This window comes from Bacillus sp. P4_D3 (assembly GCF_056401855.1).
In genome coordinates this window covers 1-569 of sequence record NZ_JBFUIN010001302.1, presented here as the reverse complement: position 1 = coordinate 569, position 569 = coordinate 1, and the positions used below count along the sequence as shown (strand labels likewise).

Sequence of the window (569 nt, the reverse complement as noted above, 5' to 3'; positions counted from 1 at the left end):
TTCCCGTATAAAGTACCAGGACCGAGCTTTACTTCCCCATTTGTCATCTCTTCTACCATTTGCATAATTCCATAACCATGCATTGGCTTTACGAGTGACAATAGTATGTAATACGTTGCCTCGGTTAATGGAATATATTTTTGTGCTTTCACATTCATTATAACTACCTCCGATACATCGCCTTATGATATATCGACTTACGATACATCGTATATCGATATTGTATAATCATATTCCAAAATATGCAAGTGTAATTTTAAAATTGAATATCCATTTCTTCGAATTAAAAAATCATGTCAATTTTCTGAATAATTTGTTAAAATATAGAAATACTAACTCTTTTATTATGGAAGGAATGTTACATATGATAAATAAATTAAAAGAAAATATAGGGTCTGTTTTTGTCGGTAAGGAAAATGTAATTGATTTACTCCTCGTTTCATTACTTGCTGATGGACATGTACTGCTTGAAGACGTTCCTGGCACCGGGAAAACTTTGTTAGCAAAAACAATTTCTAAAAGCATTGGTGGTAATTTTTCTCGTGTTCAATTTACCCCTGATGTACTTC

The 569-nt window shown here is 32.2% G+C and carries 2 protein-coding genes; one reads left to right on the top strand and one right to left on the bottom strand.

Going from position 1 to position 569, the window contains the following annotated elements; translation table 11 throughout:
• Positions 1 to 158 (bottom strand): PadR family transcriptional regulator (locus tag AC1DTM_RS30960; RefSeq protein WP_477001760.1); only part of this gene is annotated, 158 nt, incomplete at its 3' end.
• A 206-nt stretch (positions 159 to 364) separates the two neighbouring features.
• Here AC1DTM_RS30960 and AC1DTM_RS30955 point away from each other — a divergent pair.
• A partial coding sequence (locus AC1DTM_RS30955; RefSeq protein WP_477001759.1) for an AAA family ATPase occupies positions 365 to 569 on the top strand: 205 nt, incomplete at its 3' end.